Consider the following 15,845-nt stretch of genomic DNA (forward strand, 5'->3'; position numbering starts at 1 on the left):
TTCTTCTCTTATTCTTCTTTTTTTGAATCAGTCCTCTTTTGCCCGCGGCATTGCAATTATTTCCCTTATCTGAAGGGAGAAGAAATCATTGCTATGAGCCGGCCTCAGTACAAGAGCCACATCTGCACCCCATCTTGTGCCTCCTATGGCTATGATTTCGGTATCGTCCGAGACCGGGATATGGCCTGAGTCTGCTGCCATAATGGCAACCTCTACAGCCACCTTGAAACCTTTTCCAAAAAGGGAACGCAGGGTATCGGCAATTACTTCAAGCCTTGAATAGCCTCCGAACTTCTTTGTGATCGAACGCTCTATTCCGGAAAACATATGTGACTGGGTGGTAATTATTGCTCCAAGTTCTTCAAGCTTTTTTTTGTACTCCTCTTCTACTTCCCATTCGCCTTTTTCTTTCTGCCCGTACTGGTGGCTTACTCCAATTACCTTTATGCCGCTACCCTTTACTGCCTCTGCCATTTTTAGAGCGGTTTTCCCACTGGTACTAGCAACTACAATGTGGGATATTCCAAGGTCTGCTGCTCTTTTTGCTGCAGCCTCAACAACTGCGTCTGTGTTTTCTTCACCTACGCTGTCCAAATAAAGAACTGGTTTTTCCACGAATTACTTCCTCCGGTGTTTGATTTAATTTTCTTTTATGAGCTTCTTTCATTAGTTATTTTATAAACTTTTTAAGTTTATTTCTGCCACTTTTCTGTCTTTTTCCTGTTATTTTTTCCTTCTTTTCTATGAAACTTTTTTCTATGAAACTCTTTTTCCTCTCCTTTTCTTATTCTTCATAAACGCAGTTTACATTAGCAAGCATCGAGAGGAGAAGGTATGTTAATCAGGATAAACGCTCCTAATCTGAATTATTTTTCCTCTGTCATGAGAAAAGATATATATTAAAAGGATTCTCTTTTAATGAAAAAGAGGGTTATGGCATTCGGAATCCCGGATTCATCGATATTTTTTTATTGATGTCTGCGCAGAAAGTAACACAGATCCGGGCTGGCGAGAAACTTGTTTATTTAGGATTAGATCAGATATAATCATAGGGGTTGTATTCATTGAGGTGGTTTTTTGTCAACTACTACAGACTATGACGACAATGACGTGAAGATTATTACCAAACCTGTGCAGTCAAAAAACCCTGTTTTGATTGAAGGTTTTCCCGGAATCGGGCTTGTGGGGAATATTGCGAGTCAGCACATGATCGAAGAGATGAATATGGAGTATATAGGCTCCATTGAGTCCAGGTATTTTCCTTCAATTGCAGTGCTCTATGAAGGGCTTATAAACATGCCTGTACGGATCTACGAAAACGTAGAACACAACATCATTATAGTCATCTCCGATATTCCTATCAGCCACTCGGTTTCCTATGATGTGAGCAATGCTCTCGTGGACTGGGCTGAATCTATCAATGTCAAGGAGATCGCTTCTATTGCGGGGATTGCCATTATGGATGGAGGGCACAAGGTTTTCGGAGCAGCTACCACGTCGGAAATGCTGGATAAAATCAGGGACAAAGTAGAAATTTTCCAGATGGGAACTATTTCTGGAATCTCGGGCAGCGTAATGGCTGAATGCTTGCTACGTGGGATTCCCGCAATTAGCCTGCTCGGGGCTACAAAAACCCAGAATCCCGATCCGAGAGCTGCATCTTCTGTGATTGGAGTCCTTAATAAGTTGTATGGTCTCTCTGTCAGCACTGAAAGGCTTATAGAACAGGCAGAGCGCATAGAAATTGAACTCCAGAAGCTCTCTGAAGATGTTCAGGCTACCGAGCGGAAAGGAGAAGTCAAAAAGGAGTTCCCAATGTACGGGTGATCCTATGGAGTACACCACGTTAACAGGAATTGCCGATTCCGTGATTGAGATCCTGAAAACACACGAGCTCAGGACTCTTGAAATCCGGAATCCGCAGAACTTCTTCGGAGTACTCGGGCTCAATGCAGGAGATAGTGTTCTCCTGACTTCTACGAGCCTTCAGGACCTTACTGATGGGACTCAGGGACTCATAGCGAGGGTTGTTCAAAAACAGGTATCGGTTCACTCCTTTGTCAGCTCAAATGAGCTATACCTTGAAGAGCGAGAAACCCTGTCAGCCCGCATTCAACTTGAATGTAGGTGTATGGCAAGGGTACGAAATGTTGTTTCAAATGAACTCGGGAAACCTGTAAAAGTAGATGCAAGGGAAATCTCGTGCTATGAAGCTCGGTAATTTTATTAAATTTAATTTACTGTGCCAGACTTCAATCTGAAAAATGTTTTTTTCCGAAATTTGTAACTCTCTTTAATAAGTAACTCTCTTTAATAAAGATCTGGCTTTAGCATGCCATCATCTTCCTGAAAAACGTTTTTTTTCTTTACTTTTCTTGAATTAATTTCTAAGAAAAATTTTCCAAAAAAATCTATTCTGGAAACTATTCTTCCTATAAAAATATATGCTGAAAATAGATTTCTATTCCTCTCAGGTAAAAGCCCATTTCTAAAAGAGATTTCTAAAAGAGATTTCTAAAAGAAGTTTATAAAAAAGAATTATAAAAAAGGGGCCCGGAAAATTTGAACTTTTCCGGAAACCACCAGCTTAGTTTTAAATTCTTACGTTTAGTTTTGAATTCTTACATATCTTCCGGCATTTCGCCGCCCGGACCTGCGCCTGGGCCTGCTCTTCCCATACCGGATGAAGCAATTACATCATCGATTCTGAGGATCATGATTGCTGCTTCTGTAGCTGCGTTAATTGCCTGGGTTTTGATCCTGAGGGGTTCGACAACATTGTTTTCGAACATATCCTCGATCTTGCCTGTGTAGACATTAAGTCCAGCCCTCTTGTTACCTTTTTCATGCTGGGAACGCATTTCCACAAGCATGTCAATCGGGTCAAGTCCTGCATTTTCTGCAAGGGTCTGGGGAATGATCTCGAGGGACTCAGCGAATTTCATTACAGCAAGCTGTTCTCTACCTTTAAGGGTTGCTGCGTATTCTTTGAGCCTCAGGGCCAGTTCTATTTCAGGTGCTCCGCCACCAACAACGATCTTCTGGTCTTCGAGGGCAACACCCACTACTCTGAGAGCATCTTCGAGGGCTCTCTCAAGTCCGTCCACTACATGCTCTGTTCCGCCGCGTAGAAGGATTGAGGTTGTCTTGCTGTCCTTGCAACCTGTGACGAAGGTCATTCTGGAGCCTGTAACGTCCTTTTCTTCCACAAGACCGGCATAGCCGAGGTCGGACTCCTCTATTTCATCCATGCTTGTGATAACCTTTGCACCTGTTGCCCTTGAGAGTTTGTCCATGTCACTCTTCTTGACTCTGCGCATTGCGAAAATGCCTGCCTTTGTCAGGTAGTACTGGGCGAGGTCATCAATGCCCTTCTGGCAGAAGACCACATTCGCACCAGTTTTAATTACCTTTTCCACAATTTCCCTGAGCATGGATTCTTCCTGGTCAAGGAAAAGCTGCATCTGGTCAGGGGTGGTGATCTTTATTTCGGCTTTGGTTTCCGTCTTTTTGAGTTCGATTGGCACGCTTAAAAGAAGGACTTTTGCATCCTTCACAACTTCCGGCATGCCGGTGTGAACGCGTTCCTTGTCGACAATTACACCCTCGATAATCTCTGAATCTTTAATGCTGCCGCCAGGTCTCTTTTCTGTCTTTATGTCCTCGATATCTACAGTTATCTTCCCGTCTTCGCTTATCTCGACAACGGACTTAACTGCCTGGACTGCGAGCCTGGAAAGCTGGTCTTTGTGGGACTCTGCGCCCTTTCCTGTAATGGCTGTGCCTGCTATCTTCACAAGAGTTTCAATGTCTTCCGGAGATGCACTGATAGTGATAGTCTCCAGGATCTTTGTAGCCTGGTCTGCTGCAAGTCTGTAACCGCTCGCGATCACAGTCGGGTGCACGCCGCTTTCCAGCAGGTCTTCTGCCTTTGTCAGGAATTCTCCTGCGAGCACGGCTGCTGTGGTGGTTCCGTCCCCTACTTCGGCGTCCTGGGTCTTGGCGACTTCTACGATCATCTTTGCACCTGGGTGCTCGATGTCCATTTCTTTGAGGATGGTTGCACCGTCATTGGTGATGACGACGTCTCCCATTGAGTCCACAAGCATCTTGTCCATACCCTTGGGCCCAAGAGTGGTTCTTACTGCCTCAGCCACTGCCTTTGCGGCCATGATATTGTTATGCTGAGCGTCGGAACCGTGAGTTCTCTTGCTGCCTTCTCTTAAAATAAAAATCGGTTGTGCTGCCAAATTTTAGTCTCCTTTATAATGATATGAATTTCTATGAATTTTTATCAGTAGTATTTCTGAGCACTTTATCTTTGTGCGTAATTTTTCCTATTCTTAATGCAAGCACTTCTATATAAGAATTCCTCTGGAGGCCAGGTTCTAAATCTTGAAAACAGGGTCTTCTGGTCCTTTTAATGCCCGATTTCCGTCTCACCCGAATTGCGCCTCGGGAGTACTCGGTCCTTTTCGCTACGCTGCCGCTTCGCTCAAGAGGACTACTTTATAGTTACATAGTTAGTTGAGCTCAAGAGGACTAATAAAAAATGCTAGTGCTTCGATTCCGATATAATTTCCTTACTTTGTGGAAAAATCCGTGATCGGTTAATCAATTCAAAAGTCAAGTTTTATAAACTTATTTAAGAATCGCAGTACTGGTTATTTCTCTTTAAATACCTTCATAAAAATTGTATTTTCGGAGATTTTGCTCTCGACATTGGCTCCACATGCTTCAAATAAACTTTCGAATGTTGTTAAATTTAATTTTGAATTATTAAGGCCCAGACTATGAGTTAGTGCCAGCAAATAATAGTCTCCATTGTCCCTGTAATCTACTGTATCAAACATGTGTGATGTTCCAAAAACAATCTTTAGTCCATCTACAACCTCTTTTATACTGCACTCGTTAAGAGGCTTCTGGAGAAAAAACTGTACTACACATTCTATGGGTTTATTTTTGGTCACATACTCCTTAAACCGCTCATGATTTACAGTTTCCATCAGTATTTTTAAAGCCCCTTTTTGGACACAACAAACCGAACTTATCGATTCACACGCCAGCCAAAATTTTTGTTCAGCAGTTAATTCCGGGCACTGTTTTGAATTGTTTTCCAGACATTCCAACGCCAGTTCCAGGGCTTTTTGTTGTGTTTCAAATTTTTCTGCATGTTTCTGTAATAATTGCCAATGCTTCTCTGAAATTGTGGTGGCAACGCGGTGTCTTTTCATATTATAGCTCACGATTCTATTCCTCTTATCTGCTCCATTAGTTTTTTAATGTACATGCTGAACATACGATACGCAGATAACCTATTTTTACGTGTGTATTCTATTCTAGCTTTATTCACAGCAACAAATTGCTGCGAGACTTGCACAGTTAATCAGTTGATTCTCAATATAGTCCACTTAAACTTTTTAAGAGATCAAAAAAGGAGATTTTATAGTGCCAATAACATATAAACAAAGAGAAGTGTACGGAAAAATATCAAAAACAATGAGCCAAGAACCTAGTGTTAATTATCCAGTATTTGACAGCGATACTAGCCCCCAAGCAAGACTAGAAAATGGTTGTTACAGCCTAGCTTACGGTTTTAAAGTTTGTTGGGAACTAAATCTTAGTGTCCCAATGGCATCTATTGAGCTTAAATGGAATGATACCAGCCTGGGTAAATGGATTCTAGATACTACTCATACATGTACTCATATAGGAATAAATGTGGGAGTTGCAAGTGCTTCATTAGATCTTTGTGCTGACTGGACCCAAAACCAAATAACACTTAAAGGAGAAGCATGTTTCATGGGACAATGCAAAGAATTTGATGTAGTTCTTTTTAAATGGTAAAATCAAGACTATAAAAAATGAACAATGATATTAAGAGACTATCCGAAAAGTGTTGTGACCTTACTATATAAGCTGATCCCAAAACTCTAATGAGTCTCTTAATTTTCAAATTCTGAGACATAAATCAGTTTTCGGCCATGAAAATTATTCTAACACATTTATCGATGTAAACAATAATATTGATTTTTGGGATGAGCTCCAATAATCTAAACTTTTTTGGGAGATGAGTACTATGAGCATAAAGAGTAAAATCCAAGTAATAAATATGTCTAAAGAAGATCTACTTCTAAAAGAATTAGATAACTTGTATTCGATAGAGCCTTATGGGGAAGTTAGAAATATTGAAGAAAGATCGGCTGAAAACGCATCTCTTCTCATCAACTTACAAAACAAAGATGAGATTGCTCCAACTATTATAGGTGCTTTTAAGGCTTCGATGGAATCAGATATACCTGTTGTCTTATATAATGTCAGTAAAAATTCTATGGCCAAATTATGCTACCTGGGAACGGATACTGAATGCTGTATAGTTTTCCCTTATATGAAGGAAGCTAAAATTATTGACGTATTGGATTTACCATTGGAGGCAGGAATCTCTGAGGCAAGTAGGACGGCTAATCAAGAATCAGATGGATCCCTTAAGTTAAGTCCACCTACTGAATCTGGTGAAAAGACATGTTCAGTTACACTTTTTTCTAAACTCTCACCTCAAGAAAAAGCAAAAATTATTGAGACGAAGATCGAAACAGGCATTACTAAAGATGAATATCAAATTTTGGCTCAAAGGAATCTCTCTACAGGCACATCTCCGGCCGCGCTGCCAGAACATCAAAGTAAGACTGTATATTATAGGATTGATTCGAAGGATCATCCGGTTGCTGGTACTACCCAAAAGCTTTGTAATATGTTGCTGCTGGAGGTTGCTCTTATTGCTTCCTATAAGGATCCGCGGTGTAAATATTTAAGAATAACTTCAGGAGGTGCAGGCTTCAATCCAGGAGGTAGTGGCAATATCCTGTGGGATAATACATACGAACGAGGGTATTTTCAAAGTGAAATAGAAATACACATCGAAGCGCAGAGTGCAGATATATTTACTATGGAAAGCAGTCCTAAAAATTGTAATAATGTCACACAATATACTACATCTTCATCCTTCAGTGTGGGCGTTGATATTTCGAAAGATCCTGGATTTAGTGCTCAATATTCAATTTCTGAAGAAGAATCACATAGCATCTCAGATTTCGATATATGTAATAGATCGTCTGGAACTATAGGAGATTGGGATTTCAAGCTCGGAATGATAAAATCTAGCATATGGGATATGTTCAAAGACCCATTCATGAGAAAAGGTCAAGTTAAAGAACTTCCAAACTTGGCCAAAGAGAATTTGCAGGCCGAATGCGTCATTACTTGGATAAAAGATGATATGGAATTCAAAAAATCGGTTAACCTAAATATCGGTTGGAAAACTCATTATCTTCATTGCTGGGTTACAGGAGATTGGACAAATTATACTAAGCACTATCAGGAATGGTATCTTCACTGTTGGAACAATTGGGCTGTAAATTACAGTGCAGTATGGGCTTAACCTTGAATATGTTTATGACAGGGTTATGTGTACCCTGTCTTTTTTTTAGAACTTCATATTTTAATATTAATGGAGGTTTGATTTTAGAAAACGACTTCTTAGAGTTTATCGCTTGCTTGTGCATATAAAGTAAAATATTCTCAATAGTTTATTTAATAGTAACTAGCCTTTGAAGACTTTACAGCATCTCATTTCTTTTTATCCAGAGCCAATAATAATTAATATCTTAGAGGCTGTCTTAAAATTAAATAATCCTTGTACCTTGATTGTTCGTTAATGTTAAAACGATCTCGAAGACTTCCTTATCCTAGCGATTTATCCGATCGAGAATGGCAACTAATTAAACCTCATTTTCCGAATCCAAGAACGAATCGAGGTAGAAAACGCGTTCATTACTATCGAGAAATACTGAATACCATCTTCTATTTGTTACGTTCTTAGATAAAGCATGATAAAAATTATTTTTTAATTTTTAACGGTGAGGTTTCGATGATTTTACTTATTCTTTTGATTACAAGAGATATCTATCCATTAATGTGTAAAAACATCACGGAGAGATTGGATTATGAGTAAAAATGAAGTAAACTACACTTATCTAAATCAAAAAGAAATCAATGAAGATTATCTTAACAAAATAGGTTACTATAAAGACGATAATTTGACGATTATTAAAAATGATCCGAACTCACAAACCGGAAAGATGGTCGTAGAATCAATCGACTTAGTAGAACGAATAAAAGATACTATGCCTGAATACAAAGAAATCGGTCAATTTCTTTATATGGACGTAGGTCGGTGGGGAGGAGACAAAGACACTGGTGATGATGATGCATGGACGAGAAGGCGTAATTTCGGGCTCGTATGTGGCTCCGGTGCAGTTCTATGTGATTTTAAAAACCCAAATACTTCTGGAAGTCTTATCAAGAACATAGACAAAGAGGTAGAAAAACACCTTGATATTCAAAAAATGATACCATTGCTTGAGATATTGTCAGGGTCCACTAGTTTAGGACCTGTGACCATTGTTAACGCTTTAGTTTGTACCGATGAAGCATCTGAGGCTCCAAGTTCTGACGAGATCCTTGTTTTTCTTGGTGATATCCATGCACCAGTTATGAATGTCCATGACAGAACATACCTTGAAGGTATGTCTCATGGAAGAATTGAGGTTACTCCGGAGTCAATTGCGAAAAACAGGGAGATCAAGGAAAATGTGACTAGATTCAAAAAAGAAATCAAAGTACTTGGATCTGAATCAGAGGAAAAGGAAATAATAGACTTGTCGGAAAAAATATTCTTTAAATACCCATTAAAGAGAAAACTAATATCAGAAAAATTGGGAAACTCATTTGAATCTCAGCAGTCCAATAACTTGGATAACTCTGAAAAGGTCAAATTGAGTGATGCAACTATACTAAACACATTAAAAATAATCTTAGAAGTACTCTTGCTGAATCAGAAAATCGATAAAGGGTATGACAATAAGAAGATTACAGAGGAGAGTGCATCTAGTTGGTTTAAACATTACCACGGAGACGGAGAAAATAAGGGAGTAGACATTTTCCAGAATGCTGGGGAAGATTTACGTAACTTTCTTAAGTTGCTCATGGATTATCAGAAGAATCATCCGAAGCAGGGAACAATACCGGTAAAGCTCATTCAGCTAGGAGATCTTTACGATTTCTGGCTTGGTTTGGAAAGGGCGTTCAAAACCATAGACCCACAAAAAATGTTTTCAGATTCTGACACTCAAAGTTTTTTGAAGTTCTGGCAGAACGAAACCCTGCATAAAACATCCGAACCCATAAGTGAAGCTATTGATCTTCTCATCAATGGAACAAAAGAATTTCATGAATTTGTCTATGGAAACCACGACAGTTACAGAGCGACACCTCAATGGCCTTGTGAAATAGCTTCAGATCACTTTGAACGAAGAGGAATTTGGGCTGAGCATGGCCACCAAAGCGATGTGTTCAACGAGGACTCAAATGCTGTGATTGGTTGGTCATCTGCTCTATTTGGGTTCTTTCTTCCAGAATTAAGGGAGTGGGAGGGACCTCTTCGAAAAGAATGGGAAAGTTTGATTTCGGGAACGCTTTGTCGGAGACTTACCTGCATCCTTCATGCTGCCTGCCAGTGTCAACAGGAAAATAAAAGACAAATTTATGTAATGGGTCATACACACGAACCTTTATTGAAAAAAGTCCATATTGTTGAGTAATTTATTATTTCCCGCCATTCAGCAAGGTTTGCAGCGGAGTGCGCCAGCGCAACTTTTATTCATGATACGAGATGAAATGAAGCAATTTTGATTTTTGGCATCAGCTCAAAAATTAAGTCGAAGGAACTGCCCCCTTCCCTTCGACTTTTTTTTCGCAAAATTTTATGCGAAGAATTAGTGCGTTTTTATATACTCAATCATCCGTGGGGTCAGCAGAGGGATGATTTCGGGCAGCATGTTGGGCATAAGGTTTTCCATTGCCTTTGGCATGAGGTCCGGGAGCTGCTCTCTCATGTAATCAGGCATCGGGACCCGTCTCTCAACAGCCTTGAGCATATCAGGCATGACCTTCGGCATGACAGAAGGCATGAGCATAGGCATCATTATGGGCATCATGGGCTTCATCATGGCACCCATTCCGGGCACATACTTGACCATCTTCATCATGGCCTGAAGGGGAGCTGGCATTGCGGCCATCATCTGGGGCAGGAGTTCTACCATCAGGTCGGTCATGTTTTGGGTCTGCATGAGGTCGATCATCTTCTCAAAGGGCACCCAGGACTGCAGGGCGTAGTTTGTCGTGTCCGGGATGTCATAGCCGAGGCTTCTTGCCACAAGGGCGCCGAGGTCCTGGGACTCTATGTTCATGTTGTTTTTCTCGGCTGCGACACGGAACTGGACCGTACAGCAGGGACACAGGGCCGCAAGGATATCTGCGTTTACATCTACAGCTTCCTGAAGCCTCATACCTCCAAGTTTATATGCAACCGGAGGCTCGGCAATAAGGCTCACCACCGAACCACAACAGTGGGCCTGTTCCCTGTTGTGTTCAAGTTCTTTAAACTGGAGGCCAGGGATGGCTTTCAAAAGTTCCCTTGGGGGTTCGTATATCTTGCCCCCGGCTCTTCCCAGGTGGCAGGAGTCATGCCAGGCAACCACTTTATTCAGAGGTTTCTTGAATTTGGGCTTCAGCACGTCCAGGCGCTCCACAAGGACTTCGGAATAGTGCTTTGTCTCAAGCCCGTATTCAATGCCCAGTTTTTCCGCCCATTGGGGATAGACTGTGTGCCACATAAGCCAGCATGCAGGGCAGGAAGTGATCACGGTTTTTACGCCTTTCTTTTTCATGTTGGAGACGTTCATCCGCATGACCTTTTCAAATACATCCCATTTCCCGGCAACCAGCATGGGAATCCCGCAGCATGCTTCCCTGTCTCCCAGCCCTGTAAACTCAACTCCTGCATCGTCGAGCATGCGGACTGCCCCTACGGCAACGTCTTTTTCCACGTAGGAGGCGGTACAACCTGCAAAGTAGGCGTACTCGGCTTTGTCTTTCATTTTTGCCCTGATGTCGTCAGGAATCCATTTGTCTCTGTCTTTGCTGAGGTTTGCCCAGATGTTCCTTTCCTTCAGGAGGCTTGCAGCCATGATCTCGAAGGGTGGGAAGGTCATCTTTTTCTCTTCATCAACCAGCTTTCCGCGCATTGTCATCCAGGCATGTTCGATCGGCATGTCCAGCTCACAGCGGGCGTCACACATCTGGCAGGTGGTGCAGGCAAGGAAGGTGTTCGTCTGCCTATGGTCAAGTTTTTCCCGGCCAGCCAGGTATTCCTTGATAAAGAACCATTTTCCCCGGGGCGACTGTGACTCCCAACCCCTGCCGTAATACTGGTCACACTCGCTCACACAATACCCGCATTGAGAACAGGAGTAGGCAAGTTCGGCAATATCTGCAGGAATTTCTTTTTCATCTTTGAAGGAAACTTCCCCGATTCCTGACATATTTCCAACAATCCTCCCCATGGGTTCGAAGGAAGAGCCGAGGGACACGGCGGTATTCAGGAGCCCTTTTCCTTCCAGGGTCTCAGGGTTCATGATCTCGTTGGGGTCGAGTTCCTTCCTGAGGGCTTCTATTTCCGAAAGCCTGCCTCCAAATACGCTCTTTTTCTTCGAGGCGAAAAAGAGGCCGGAAGAATAAGCTCTGCCTCCGTTTTCTTCTGCAATTTTCAGGATGCTCAGGGAAAGTGCGAAGGCAGTATTAAAGAGTATGGAGCGCTCGGAATGGCGCATAAAGCAGAGTAGTACAACGTTTCCGTCACTGATAACCATCCCTTCGATAAGCACAGGCAGTTTTATCCTCTTTTCAATTTCTTTAAAAGTACTGTCCATCTTCTCAAGAGGTACCAGGATCTCAGCAGGGATGAAGGAGGGACCGAGCCTTTTAACCTTCATGGACTTGAACCATTCCTCAGTCTCGTGCTTTGCAATCTCATCAGGAAGAACTGTCCCGCCTGCATTCTCGATTGCTTCTTTCAGGCCGGAAACGTCCCTGGAAGCGGGGTACATAAAGGTACAGACGTAAGCAACAGGCAACACAGGCCTGTCCTTATCCACAATTTCCCCGTAGTGGAGTTTTTGGGGCGATTTATTTTTCATGTCCACCCATTCGGGGTTCAGGAAAGAGATTGACCAGAGGGGAATGTTTTTTTCCTTTATTGTTTCTACCGCCTTTTTCATGGCTGAAGCGTCTGGGAAACTGGCAGAAACAGCTCTTCTCTCTTTGAGCTTCTGGACTTTCAGGGTTATTTCAGTGATGATACCTGTGGTTCCCATCGTCCCTATCAACTTTTTCAGTTCAGAGCCTGAAAAATCCCTTATTTTTCCATTGGGGAGGACAACCCGGGCGTTTTCCATGCTCTCGTAGCCCCAGCCAAACTCATAACTCCCATACCCGGCTCCGCTCTGTGCCAGCCAGCCTCCTACGGTCGAGGACGGAGCACTTGAAGGGATTGCCCTGACTGAAAGCCCTTTTTCTTTCAGTTTCCTCTCTAACTTTTCCCAGATAATCCCACTCTGGACTACCGCTTTCTGCCCTTCGGGGTCTATGTCTATGATCTTATTCAGTAATGTGACATCGGCGACTACGCCTCCCTTTGTCGGGATTACCCCGCCGTACCCTGAGGAAGCCCCTGCACGGGGGACAACCGGAACCTTATGCCTGTTTGCAAATTCCAGAAGTTTTACTGCATCTTCTTCTGTCCGGATTTTTACGACCGCAGCAGGGTCGGTATTTCCCAGTACTTTCTTGACGAGTGGGGGTAAGGCTCCTATATCGTGGTTATAATAGTGACGATCGCGTTTTTCAAGGTTAACATATTCCCCGAAGAGTTCTGTGAGCTCTGTTTTTTGGGCTTCTGAAAGTTCCGGTACATTTTTTGCTGACATTTTTCTGGCTCCCCTTATTTTACAACTATAATAACTATGAAAAAAATAGAAAATAATTAAGTTTGATAATTAAAAGTGAAGGGCATCTTTAGGACAGACACTCACACAGCGTCCGCATTTGATACAGTCGGGTTTTGTCTCGTTCTGGCAGACCTTAAGCTGCATAGGACATACTTTCTCACACTTCTTGCAGCTGATACATTTGTCTTTCTCAAGTTTCAGCTGGTACCTCTTTCCTCCGAGCAGGCGCTGGGCTGTCCCCATTGGACAGAAGGAACACCAGGCTCTCGGGTTCAGGAAACTTCCGAGAAGGATTGCAATTGAGGTAGTCACAAGGCACATGGTGACCAGGACCATGCCTATTTTCTCGAATGTGTTAAGACTCCCGAAAACGCTTGCTATTCTGTAGCTCATAAACCCCATCATCAGGAAAAAAATAGGGAGGCGCACCCACAGGCTCCTTAAGATTCCAGGGATCTTTCTTTTCTTTGAAATTTTGCTGATCCAGAAATCAGCAAGGCTTCCCCTCGGGCAGAGGTTTCCACAGAACCATCTTCCTCTGAAAGGGCTGCTCAGAAAAATTGCAGCAAAGACGAGCAGCATAAAGTACCCGAGTGCAGGGTACCAGAGCCCCCCGATAGAAACGATCAATACAAGAATTCCCAGGTAAGGAGTGATTTTGAGCATTTTAATTAACCTCCGTTTTCCCATCGTTCAAGTTCCTGTCCGAGTCTGTCAGCCCAGGACTGGACGATTTTTTGAATGATATTTTTAATCTTATTTTTGGAATGAATTTTGTAAATGAAGACATATCCCCCTCCATCAAGGTTCTGCTGCGACCTCTGAAGAATCTCTTTTTCGTGCAGCTTTTTTACGGAGCGCTGGACCGTAGAAATATCCAGATCTAAAGATTTCGAGAGAGCATCTGTATCAACCCATTTTTCGGGTTCGTTTAAGAAGTACTTCATTACATTCAGGTCGGCTTTTGTAAGATTGAGAGCGCATTTGATTACGTCTTCTATTTTGAATTCTTTACAGGCAAAGTCTATTATTCCAATCCCTCCTCTCTTCTACAGTACTGTAATATTATGTCCGGAGTATATATATATACTGGGAAGTACGGCATACTACCGGTAAAAATAGGAAGTACTATCATTTTTTGTTAATGTCCCCTAGCTATATGCACGATATAGAAAACTAAAAGGCAGAATATTGATCCTGCTTTCGGCAGGTAAACCTATAAATTAATATCATTAATTTTATATCTCTTTCTTGGTTATCCCATGGCAGAGAAAAACAGTAGTAGAAGAGTTGAATCCTCCTTAAAACGTACACGGTTCTTAGGTCACCTAGGTCTTATGGCTGGAGTTTTCCGAGAACTTGAAGTTGACAAACTGATCGATGAGAAACTTCCCAAAGAACGGAATCATAATGTTCCTCACTCAGTCTGCATCCTTGCCATGGTACTCAATGGTCTAGGTTTCATAGGGCAACGTCTGTACCTGTTTCCTGATTTTTTCAAAAACATTTCTACTGAAAGGCTTTTTGGAGACGGTATAACAAAAGAAGACCTGAATCAATATGCTATCGGAGAGACTCTTGACAAAATCGTAAAATATGGCCCTACAAAACTGTTTACGGAAATTACCCTTCACATTATGGCTCGTCTACCTATTCCTGTTCACTGTTTACACTCTGACACTACAAGTGTCAGCGTTTATGGTGATTATGAAGACGAAGAAACTGAGTCTATTGATATTACTTTTGGAATTCCCAAAAACGGAAGATGGGACCTCAAACAATTTGTACTGAGCTTGATTGTTAATCAGCATGGAATACCTCTTTTCATGAACACACATTCAGGAAATGCTTCCGACAAAAACACAATTCTGGATGCAATAACGTCTCTCAAATCAGTTTTAAGACCTGAAAGCAAAGTGTACTATGTCGCTGATAGTTCCTTTTACACAGACAATAATATCCAGAATATCGGAAAATCATTCTGGATCAGTCGTGTTCCTGCAACAATTTCCGAGGCAAAGGAACTGCTAACTGCAAATCTGAACCTGAAAACGCTAAAAAGTGATGAGAGGTACTCTTTTTATCAAACCTTTGTGGAATATGGCGGAGTCAAACAAAAGTGGGTTTTGCTGCTTTCTCACAAGATGAAGGAGAAGAAAGAGAAAACTCTCAGGACGAAACTTGACAAAGAGGTTGAAAAAGCAGAGAAGGCTTTTAAAAAGCTGAAAGGAGAGGACTTCTTCTGCGAAGAGGATGCATCAAAAGCTGCAGAGAAATGGATTAAAGAATTCCCTTCTATTGTTTTTGAAAAAGTTGATTTGAAATCCATTAAAAAACGTGAATCAGGTAAAAGAGGCAGACCTTCTAAAGATGAGGAATTAAAGACTTATTTCAGGATTGATGGAAGCATAAAGGTTAATGATGCTTTTGTTTTGAATGAAATGGAGAAAATGGGACTTTTCATTCTTGCGAGTAATGATATCACTCTTTCTCCGGGAGAGATGCTGAAGTATTACAAAGGACAGGACAATGTAGAAAAAGGATTCCGATTCTTGAAAAGTGATACATTTAGCATATCGAAAGTCTACCTAAAGAATAAAAGCAGAATTGAAGCACTGGCTATGACAATGGTTCTCTGCTTAATGATTTATTCAATTGCAGAATGGAAATTAAGGACAAAATTAGAGGAAGAAAATGAAACGGTTCCAGATCAAAAAGGAAAGCCAACAAAAAGACCTACGATGAGATGGATATTTGTCAATTTCCAGGGAATTACAGAACTTATTTCTCAGAAAGAAGGTGAAGTAAATTCAGAAATACTGAATATGGAGGATCTTCACTGGAAGATATTGGGTCTCATGGGAGAGAAATATGAAAATATCTATCTCTAATTACGTTAACCTGCCGAATGTAGGTTGATGCAAGTATTTTGAGATCTAA

Annotated in this window: 12 protein-coding genes and 1 pseudogene; 7 read left to right on the plus strand and 6 right to left on the minus strand. The window is 41.7% G+C overall.

What is annotated here, in order from left to right:
* Positions 1-27 precede the first annotated feature (27 nt).
* On the minus strand, positions 28-615 hold the full coding sequence (locus ACZ5A8_RS01200) for a pyruvate kinase alpha/beta domain-containing protein (RefSeq protein WP_464531769.1): 588 nt from the start codon (positions 613-615) through the stop codon (positions 28-30).
* A gap of 462 nt (positions 616-1,077) precedes the next feature.
* Between ACZ5A8_RS01200 and ACZ5A8_RS01205 the strand changes: the two genes are divergently transcribed.
* Positions 1,078-1,827 (plus strand): proteasome assembly chaperone family protein, encoded by a 750-nt coding sequence (locus tag ACZ5A8_RS01205; RefSeq protein ID WP_322225174.1) that lies wholly within the window; start codon positions 1,078-1,080, stop codon positions 1,825-1,827.
* A 4-nt stretch (positions 1,828-1,831) separates the two neighbouring features.
* Complete coding sequence (locus ACZ5A8_RS01210) at positions 1,832-2,221, plus strand: DUF473 domain-containing protein (RefSeq protein ID WP_229387396.1); 390 nt, start codon at positions 1,832-1,834, stop codon at positions 2,219-2,221.
* 400 nt (positions 2,222-2,621) lie between these two features.
* Here the strand turns inward: ACZ5A8_RS01210 and thsB are convergent, their stop codons facing one another.
* Positions 2,622-4,250 carry a thermosome subunit beta gene (gene thsB / locus ACZ5A8_RS01215; RefSeq protein WP_229387398.1) on the minus strand — a complete coding sequence of 543 codons (1,629 nt, stop codon included), beginning with the start codon at positions 4,248-4,250 and terminating at the stop codon, positions 2,622-2,624.
* Positions 4,251-4,664: 414 nt separating this feature from the next.
* The gene (locus ACZ5A8_RS01220; protein ID WP_464531771.1) at positions 4,665-5,246 is read right to left on the minus strand and encodes a hypothetical protein; all 582 of its coding nucleotides are present in this window, start codon (positions 5,244-5,246) and stop codon (positions 4,665-4,667) included.
* Between the two features lie 202 nt (positions 5,247-5,448).
* Here ACZ5A8_RS01220 and ACZ5A8_RS01225 point away from each other — a divergent pair, with 202 nt between their 5' ends.
* The 4 genes and pseudogenes from ACZ5A8_RS01225 (at position 5,449) to ACZ5A8_RS01240 (ending at position 9,659) form a co-directional block, all read left to right on the plus strand.
* The gene (locus tag ACZ5A8_RS01225; RefSeq protein WP_464531772.1) at positions 5,449-5,847 is read left to right on the plus strand and encodes a hypothetical protein; all 399 of its coding nucleotides are present in this window, start codon (positions 5,449-5,451) and stop codon (positions 5,845-5,847) included.
* A 232-nt stretch (positions 5,848-6,079) separates the two neighbouring features.
* Positions 6,080-7,438 carry a hypothetical protein gene (locus ACZ5A8_RS01230; protein ID WP_464531773.1) on the plus strand — a complete coding sequence of 453 codons (1,359 nt, stop codon included), beginning with the start codon at positions 6,080-6,082 and terminating at the stop codon, positions 7,436-7,438.
* Between the two features lie 276 nt (positions 7,439-7,714).
* Positions 7,715-7,876: pseudogene (locus ACZ5A8_RS01235) on the plus strand (transposase); the annotation flags it as partial.
* A 127-nt stretch (positions 7,877-8,003) separates the two neighbouring features.
* Positions 8,004-9,659, plus strand: a complete 1,656-nt coding sequence (locus ACZ5A8_RS01240) for a hypothetical protein (protein WP_464531774.1) — start codon at positions 8,004-8,006, stop codon at positions 9,657-9,659.
* A gap of 174 nt (positions 9,660-9,833) precedes the next feature.
* Here the strand turns inward: ACZ5A8_RS01240 and ACZ5A8_RS01245 are convergent, their stop codons facing one another.
* The 3 genes from ACZ5A8_RS01245 to ACZ5A8_RS01255 all read right to left on the minus strand — a co-directional run bounded on the left by ACZ5A8_RS01245 (position 9,834) and on the right by ACZ5A8_RS01255 (position 13,936).
* On the minus strand, positions 9,834-12,884 hold the full coding sequence (locus tag ACZ5A8_RS01245) for an FAD-binding and (Fe-S)-binding domain-containing protein (RefSeq protein ID WP_464531776.1): 3,051 nt from the start codon (positions 12,882-12,884) through the stop codon (positions 9,834-9,836).
* A 69-nt stretch (positions 12,885-12,953) separates the two neighbouring features.
* Entirely contained in the window at positions 12,954-13,571 is a 618-nt protein-coding gene (locus tag ACZ5A8_RS01250; RefSeq protein ID WP_464531777.1) for a 4Fe-4S binding protein, read from the minus strand.
* Between the two features lie 5 nt (positions 13,572-13,576).
* Entirely contained in the window at positions 13,577-13,936 is a 360-nt protein-coding gene (locus ACZ5A8_RS01255) for a MarR family transcriptional regulator (RefSeq protein WP_464533977.1), read from the minus strand.
* 231 nt (positions 13,937-14,167) lie between these two features.
* On the opposite strand from ACZ5A8_RS01255, the gene ACZ5A8_RS01260 reads away from it, so the two are divergent.
* The gene (locus ACZ5A8_RS01260) at positions 14,168-15,796 is read left to right on the plus strand and encodes an IS1634 family transposase (RefSeq protein ID WP_464529695.1); all 1,629 of its coding nucleotides are present in this window, start codon (positions 14,168-14,170) and stop codon (positions 15,794-15,796) included.
* Positions 15,797-15,845: the final 49 nt, after the last annotated feature.

This window comes from Methanosarcina subterranea (genome assembly GCF_055385895.1).

Excerpts from the sequence above, each read along its gene's own strand:
- ACZ5A8_RS01230 (WP_464531773.1), top strand. The coding sequence starts at position 6,080 with ATGAGCATAAAGAGTAAAATCCAAGTAATAAATATGTCTAAAGAAGAT.
- ACZ5A8_RS01240 (WP_464531774.1), top strand. The coding sequence starts at position 8,004 with ATGAGTAAAAATGAAGTAAACTACACTTATCTAAATCAAAAAGAAATC.
- ACZ5A8_RS01260 (WP_464529695.1), top strand. The coding sequence starts at position 14,168 with ATGGCAGAGAAAAACAGTAGTAGAAGAGTTGAATCCTCCTTAAAACGT.
- ACZ5A8_RS01245 (WP_464531776.1), bottom strand. The coding sequence starts at position 12,884 with ATGTCAGCAAAAAATGTACCGGAACTTTCAGAAGCCCAAAAAACAGAG.
- ACZ5A8_RS01250 (WP_464531777.1), bottom strand. The coding sequence starts at position 13,571 with ATGCTCAAAATCACTCCTTACCTGGGAATTCTTGTATTGATCGTTTCT.
- ACZ5A8_RS01210 (WP_229387396.1), top strand. The coding sequence starts at position 1,832 with ATGGAGTACACCACGTTAACAGGAATTGCCGATTCCGTGATTGAGATC.